Raw genomic sequence first — 6,323 nt, 5'->3', positions numbered from 1 at the left:
GGATCTTCTCGGCCCGCACCGCCAGGTCCACGGGAGCCCTCGATGGGGCTCCCCGGCGTGGGTGGCGGTAGGTTTGTGCGGTTACCGCACCACTGCATCGTTTGCACAGCATCGTTAGGAGTCACCGTGGCTACGCCACCTCGCAATTCTCACTCCGGCTCGGGGGACCGTCGTGGTTCGTCCGGTGGCGCCGGAGGTTCCGGTCGCTCTGGAGGCGGCCGGTCTGACTCCGCGGGCGGCCGTTCGGACTTCAGCGCCGGGCGCTCGAGCTCTGGCGGCGGACGGTCCGGTGGAAGCAGCGGGCAATCCGGTGCGGGCGCCGGCCGATCCGGCGGCTCAGGTGGTGCCGGGCGGTCAGGTGGTTCTGGCGGTGCCGGACGATCTGGCGGCGCGGGCGGCTCCGGGCGACCTGGTGCCGGTGGCTCCGGACGATCGGGTGGTGCCGGCGGTTCTGGCGCTGGGCGGTCTGGTGGTACCAGCGGGCGCGGTGGTTCTGGCGGTGGGCAGTCTTCCGGTGGGTATCGGGGACCGTCCGGCCGTGGGGACGGACCGCGGACGGGTGGGCCGCGTGGTGGATCACGGGACGGGCGTTCCGGGGATCGTGACGACAGCCGGTACGACAACCGGCGCGGGTATGCCGGGGCGCGGGGTGATGATAAGGCTGAGCGGGATCCGTTCCGTGGGCAGTTGTCCGATCGTGAGCAGCGCGATGACCGGGGTGCCGGTGCTCGTGGCGCCGGTCGTGATGACCGGGCCGGTGGTTACCGCCGCCCCGAGGGACGTGACGACCGTGGGAGTGCGGGCCGTGGTGGTCCCCGACGGGACGAGAGCGGCTTCCGGCGCGACGAGCGGCCGGCTGACCGCGGTAGCTACCGCAGGGACGACCGGTCTGGACGCGACGACCGCGGCGGTCCCCGCCGCGACGAGCGTGCCGGCGGCGACCGCGGAGGATACCGCCGCGATGACCGCTCCGCAGGTGGCGACCGCGGCGGCTACCGGAGCACCGAGCGTTCCGGCAGCGGCGATCGCGGCGGCTACCGGAGCGATGACCGTTCCGGTGGTGGCGACCGCGGCGGCTACCGACGTGACGAGCGCTCGGGTGGTGGCGATCGTGGCGGATACCGGAGCAGCGAGCGTTCCGCAGGTGGGGACCGTGGCGGCTACCGGAACGAGCGTTCTGGCGGCGGTTATCCGCGGGCCGGGCGGGACGAGCGTGGTGGGCGCGATGAGCGTAGTGGGTATCAGCGGGATGACCGGGGTGGTCGGGATGAGCGGCCGGCTCGGGATGGGTACCGTGGTGCGGCGCGGGGGAGCGGGCCGGCTCGGGGTGAGCGTGGCGCGTTCCGGCGGGATGAGCGTGGTGGCGACTCGCGTGGGCGTTCGGGGCCCCGACGGGACGACCGGGACGAGCGCCGTGGTGGGCCTCGGAGGGATGATCGGGGCGAGGAGAGGGTTGGGCCTCGCCGGGACGATCCGGCCATTCCGGAAGGGATCACCGGGGCTGAGCTCGATCGTTCGGTGAAGGCCGAGCTGCGGTCACTGCCGCGGAGCCTGGCGGATCTGGTCGCCCAGCATCTGGTCGCGTCGGGGCGGTTCCTCGACGACGATCCGGAGCTGGCGTATCAGCATGCCCGGACGGCGCGGCGATTGGCTGCGCGGCTTGGCGGCGTACGGGAGGCTGTGGCGATCACGGCGTACCTGGCGGAGCGTTATGACGAGGCGCTGACGGAGTTCCGGGCAGTCCGGCGGATGACCGGGAACCACGAGGTCCTCGCGATGATGGCTGACTGCGAGCGGGCGCTCGGGCGGCCGGACAAGGCGCTGGCGCTGACGAAGGACAAGCACGTCCGCGAACTGTCGGAGGGTACGCAGATCGAGCTGCTGATCGTGGCGGCCGGTGCGCGGCGCGACATGGGGCAGACGGCGGCGGCGATCCAGACGCTCGAGGTGCCGGAGCTGACCAAGCGGACGCGGGCCGAGTGGTTGCCGCGGCTGCGCTATGCGTACGCCGACGCGCTCGAGGCGGCTGGGCGCACGGAGGACGCGCTCATCTGGTTCCACCGGGCGGCCGGCGTCGACGGGGACGGTGTCACCGGCGCTGCCGAACGCGCTGCCCGGCTCGAAGGCCTCGAGTTCACCGACCTCGACGAAGACGACACCGTCGTGGACGACGAGTACTTCGAGCAGGAAGACGACCTGGCCGAGCAGGAAGACGACCTGGCCGAGCAGGAAGACGCAGCGGATGAGCTGGAAGACGCCGCAGACGAGCTGGAAGACGCCGCGGACGAGCTGGACGACGCTGCGGACGAGCTGGACGATGCTGCGGACGAGCAGGAAGACGCCGTAGCCGAGCTGGAAGAGGCTGCGGACGAGGGTCTGGTGGACACGCCTGCGGAAGACGACAAGCCGGAGGAATAAGACAGCGCGCTCGACGTACAGCCGCGTTCAGCTCGAGCGGGGGAGAATGGGGCGATGACGGAGAGCGTGGGTGGGGTGGGCGAGCCGCTGGGGGCTGAGGCTCCGGTTCGGGTGCTGGTGGGTAGCGCGCTTGCGAAGGGCGCTACCCGGCTGCAGGGCGCCGTGCTGATGGTGGAAAAGGGCGAGGACGACGCCATCCACCAAGTGCGGGTGTCGTGCCGGCGATTGCGGAGCGACCTGAAGCTGTTCCGGAAGCTGCTGGCGGGCGACTGGGCCGGCGAGTTGCGCAGCGACCTGGCCGCCCTGGCCCAGGCGTGCGGTGAAACCCGGGATCTGGAAGTGATCGCCGCGCTGGTGCGCGAGACCGCGAACAGCGAGGACGACGAAGAGCACGTCGAGACGATCCTGACGACGCTCACCGTCGGGCTGGACCGGGCCTCGGCACGATCGGCCGAGGTGGTGCTGGGGGCGACCACCGCGGAACTGCTCGAGACACTCGAAGCCGTCGCCGCGGCGCCGGACCTCAAACCCACGGCCGCCAAGCCGTGCGGCGAGGTCCTGCCCGAGCTCCTCGATGCGGCCAACCTCAAGTTCACCCAAGAGGCCAACAAGCTGAAGCCCTGGACTCCGGACGACGACTGGCACGAGGTAAGGCTGTTGGCGAAGCGCGTCCGGTACGCCGCCGACACCAGCGCATCCGTGCTCGGTGACGAGGCCAAAGCCACCGCCACCCAAGCAGCCAAATATCAAGAGCTATTGGGCCAGCACCAGGACCACTGCGCCGCGGCCGACGCTCTGACCGCCATGGCCGAGGATGCAGCCGCTCAGGACGACCCAGAGCTGTCCTTCACCCTTGGACGCCTGACAGAGCGCCACCGGGCGGCTCGGAGGCCACTCCGCGAGGAGTTCCTCAGTCTGTACCACCGGCCCTGACAGCTCACAGCGTCCGGAACAGCAACCCCACCCGCGGCTTAGGACCGAACGACGTCGCTTTCTGCGGCAGTACGGCGCCCCGCACGGCTGACCGTAGTACCTGATCCATCCGAGGCGCGACGAGCTCCACAGCCGCCTGCTGAGGCCCAGCCAGCGCCACCGCATCCTGAAGGGTGTGGTGGAAGCTGATGTCCGCCTCAACCACTCCCCAGGCCGGCAGCAACAGGTCGTGAAGCATCGAGACGGTTGGAGCTTCCTGTCCGCGCGTGGAGCGCAGAGTCACCCAGCTCGACCCATCGGTCACGGCGATCCGATCCGGTACGCGTTCCACTCGACCGGGCAGCACCTGCCAGCCCTCCGGGGTACGCGTCTGGACTGTGGCGAGGTCGAGCCCCGGTACGACGCGGTGGATCGGATCCAGCGTGAGTGGGTGGCGGTTGTAGTCGACCAGCATCGCCAGACCGAACTCTGCACTCGAGCGGGTCGGTTCGCGCCGCTGGCGTTCCAGGTACGCCGCATAGCGGTGGTGGCCGTCCGCGATGAGCGCCTCGTGCTGAGCCAGTTCCGCTGCGATCATCGCCAGCGTGGAAGGGTCCTCGATCCGCCAGATCCGGTGATGTGCGCCGTTGTAGGTGTCAGCGACGACCCATGGCTCACCAGAGCGGGCGTTGTCCACCGCATCACTCGCTGCGCCACCATCGCCGTATGCGAGCAGGATGGGCTCCAGGTCGGCGTCGGTCGCTTCCATCAGTTCGAGCCGGTCGTCCACCCAGTGCGGCATGACATCCTCGTGGGGCAGCACCACTCGCGCCGCCGGATCCAGGCCGAGTGAACCGACCAGTCCGCACAGTACGGCGCTCCCCAGTTGCTGCTCGTACACGTACAGCGCGGGCCGCGGGTCCTGCACCACCACACCGTCGCGTTGCCACCCGGTCAGCCGTCGCGCGGGTTCGTCGTACCGGCTGGGCCCCAGGTCCGGATCGCGTGGAAGGATGAGCCTCACCATGTTGTGCAGATCAGAGTCAGTCAGCCGCCGGACCAGGGCGGGTTCCAGCACGTCGTACGGCGGTGACGTGACGGCACCGAGCGCGCTCACCTTGCCGGCGACGAACCGCCACGCGCGCAGCGGGTCGAGCCGCAGGGCGCCCCTCGGGTCCGGCCCGCTTGATGGCATGGGCGGAATCGTACGGGGGGAAGCATGACCACGGAACGGAAAGCGCCCGCACCGCTCTCGGCGTGTGATGAACCCCTCGCCAGCCGGTACGACGTGGCCCTGCTCGACCTGGACGGGGTCGTGTACGTCGGCCCGGATCCGGTCCCGGACGCGCCCGAGAACCTGCGGAAAGCTGCCAAGGAAGGCATGCGGATCGGCTACATCACCAACAACGCGAGCCGGCCGGCACGGGTCGTCGCCGAGCACCTCGCGTCGTTCGGGCTGGATGTGATCGCCGACGACGTGGTGACGTCCGCGCAGGCCGCGGCGAAGCTGATCGCCAGCGAGTTCCCCAAGGGTTCGCCGGTGCTAGTGGTCGGTGGTGAGGGGCTGTACACGGCCCTTGAGGAGTACGGGCTGAGTCCGGTCCGGAGCAGCGACGCGCGGCCGGTCGCCGTCGTCCAGGGATTTCACCCGGATGTGAACTGGGTGATGCTCGCGGACGGCGCGCACGCGATTCACGAGGGCGCGAAGTGGTTCGCGACCAATCTGGATCTGACGATTCCGACCGCGGCCGGGAAGGCGCCGGGGAACGGGACGCTGGTGCGGGCGATTCGCGCCGCCGTCGATGTGGATCCGGTCGTCGCCGGAAAGCCCGAGCCGCCGTTGCTGGAGACAAGCATCGAGCGGCTCAAAGCCCAGTGTCCGTTGATGATCGGGGACCGGCTGGACTCGGATATCGCCGGGGCGCACGCGGTCGGGATCGCGAGTCTGTGGGTCGCGACGGGCGTGAACGACGCGCATGACCTGGCCCGGGCGCCGAAGGACCAGCGGCCGACGTACATCGCGGCCGGGCTGGGCGCGCTCGCGGAGAAGCAGGCGGGCGTGACGGTCGACGGTGCGCGGCACACGTGTGCGGGCTGGACCGCCGAGGTCGTGAACAACGCGGTGTCGGTGAAGGGCGAGGGTGCGCCGTACGACGGTCTGCGGGCGATCCTGTCCGCGGTGTGGGCCGCGGTCGACGCGCCGGCGAAACCGGGCCCGAAGCCGGCCAAGACGGCCGGTCGTACCCGTCGCCCGCTCCCGAAGCCCGCGCCGGCCCCCGGCACGATCGCCATCGACGCCGCCCTGCACCGGGTCGGCCTGGACAAATAGACGCATGCCCCCTCACCTGGAGGGTTGCCCGCTGAGGTTTCCAGGGGGGCAACCCGGGGGCAACCCTCCAGCTGAGGGGCTGCCCGTTCGGTTGCGGGTTGGGCAGTTGGGGGGCGGGGCTGGGTGGTATTGCGGGGGTGAGGCGATACCGTTGCTGGGGACGAGCGAGGAGGCAGTCATGGTGTTGGACGCACTGCGCGGCTACGTACAGCTGGCGAGCGGGCTGACCGAGGTCACCCGGCAGAAGGCCCAGGCGGCCGCGAAGGCGCTGCTGCAGCAGACCGGCGCGGATTCGCTGACGACCGGGCTGACCAGCAAGGTGAGCGAGCTGACCGACGAGATCGTTGCCACCAGCAAGAGCAACCGTCAGCTCCTCCAGGCGATCGTGTCGAACGAGGTCGAGGGCGCGGTCGCGCGGCTCGGGTTCGTCCGCGCCGAGGAGGTCGCGGCGCTGACCCGCCGGGTGCGGGCGCTCGAGGGCGAGCTCGCCGAGACCCGCGGCACCGCGCCCGCCGCGGCCGCGCCGGCCGGTGACGAGCTGGAGGACGACGACTGGTCGGCACCGGTGCCGAAGAAGGTAGCCAAGAAGGCGGCCGCGAGGAAGGCACCGGCCGCGAAGAAGGCGGCCAAGAAGCCGGCGGAGAAGCCGGCGGAGAAGGCGTGA

6 protein-coding genes are annotated in these 6,323 nt (G+C 70.7%); 5 read left to right on the top strand and 1 reads right to left on the bottom strand.

Going from position 1 to position 6,323, the window contains the following annotated elements; all coding sequences use genetic code 11:
• The first annotated feature begins 184 nt into the window (after window positions 1-184).
• The 3 genes from OG558_RS44160 to OG558_RS44150 are packed head-to-tail and all read left to right on the top strand — an operon-like array spanning window position 185 to window position 3,351.
• Complete coding sequence (locus tag OG558_RS44160) at window positions 185-1,522, top strand: hypothetical protein (RefSeq protein ID WP_405068367.1); 1,338 nt, start codon at window positions 185-187, stop codon at window positions 1,520-1,522.
• On the top strand, window positions 1,519-2,418 hold the full coding sequence (locus tag OG558_RS44155; protein ID WP_405068366.1) for a hypothetical protein: 900 nt from the start codon (window positions 1,519-1,521) through the stop codon (window positions 2,416-2,418). Before OG558_RS44160 ends, OG558_RS44155 begins: the two co-directional genes overlap by 4 nt.
• A 54-nt stretch (window positions 2,419-2,472) precedes the next feature.
• Window positions 2,473-3,351 (top strand): CHAD domain-containing protein, encoded by an 879-nt coding sequence (locus OG558_RS44150; RefSeq protein ID WP_405068365.1) that lies wholly within the window; start codon window positions 2,473-2,475, stop codon window positions 3,349-3,351.
• A gap of 4 nt (window positions 3,352-3,355) precedes the next feature.
• Here the strand turns inward: OG558_RS44150 and OG558_RS44145 are convergent, their stop codons facing one another.
• Complete coding sequence (locus tag OG558_RS44145) at window positions 3,356-4,525, bottom strand: DUF1015 family protein (protein WP_405068363.1); 1,170 nt, start codon at window positions 4,523-4,525, stop codon at window positions 3,356-3,358.
• 24 nt (window positions 4,526-4,549) lie between these two features.
• On the opposite strand from OG558_RS44145, the gene OG558_RS44140 reads away from it, so the two are divergent.
• Window positions 4,550-5,659 (top strand): HAD-IIA family hydrolase, encoded by a 1,110-nt coding sequence (locus OG558_RS44140; RefSeq protein WP_405068362.1) that lies wholly within the window; start codon window positions 4,550-4,552, stop codon window positions 5,657-5,659.
• A 178-nt stretch (window positions 5,660-5,837) separates the two neighbouring features.
• The gene (locus tag OG558_RS44135; RefSeq protein WP_329480469.1) at window positions 5,838-6,323 is read left to right on the top strand and encodes a polyhydroxyalkanoate synthesis protein PhaF; all 486 of its coding nucleotides are present in this window, start codon (window positions 5,838-5,840) and stop codon (window positions 6,321-6,323) included.

The sequence above is a fragment of the Kribbella sp. NBC_01510 genome, from assembly GCF_045040325.1.
In the GTDB taxonomy this organism is placed as follows: Bacteria; Actinomycetota; Actinomycetes; order Propionibacteriales; family Kribbellaceae; genus Kribbella.
Note: the sequence above shows the minus strand (reverse complement) of the source record. Positions and strands in the feature narration are given on the sequence as shown.